Annotated in this window: 1 protein-coding gene; it reads right to left on the bottom strand. The window is 65.7% G+C overall.

The window, feature by feature from the left end:
* Positions 1–253: transposase (locus RM572_RS28850; RefSeq protein WP_394813726.1), on the bottom strand; the 253-nt coding region annotated here is incomplete at its 3' end.
* Between the last annotated feature and the right edge of the window lie 248 nt (positions 254–501).

The raw sequence follows: 501 nt of genomic DNA, 5'->3' as shown, positions 1-501 counted from the left end.
GCTCTGCGAGCAGGAGTTGGTGCAGTTGGTCGAAGACTCCCGCCTTCTGCCACCGGTCCAGGCGACGCCAGCAGGTCTGCCCGGAGCCGAACCCCAGCTCCAAGGGCAGGAGTTGCCAGGCTATGTCGTTGTGGAGGACGAACAGAATGCCCTGGAGACAGAGCCGGTCCGACACCGGCCGCGGCCCAGGCGAGCGCTCCGGCCACGGCGGCAGCAACGGCTCGATCAGCGCCCACAAGTCGTCGTCCACGATCCACGGCCGAGTAGTCACACCATCACGAACAGCCGAATCGTCACACCGGTCACGGCCAACCAGGACGATTCAGCAAGATCGTGTTACGAGCTCTACGGCACCGCAAGGAGGTCCGGCGGGGCCTGGTCATGTCGGGCCGACACGAGAAGTTCTACAAGCGCGTGGTCGCCCCCGTGATGCGGCTCCTGTACGGCCGCGCCATGCGCGATATGTTCTCGGCGCAGACGCTGGAGGAGCAGAGGGTCATC

The sequence above is a fragment of the Streptomyces hazeniae genome, from assembly GCF_031845485.1.
Lineage (GTDB): Bacteria > Actinomycetota > Actinomycetes > Streptomycetales > Streptomycetaceae > Streptomyces > Streptomyces hazeniae.
Note: the sequence above shows the minus strand (reverse complement) of the source record. Positions and strands in the feature narration are given on the sequence as shown.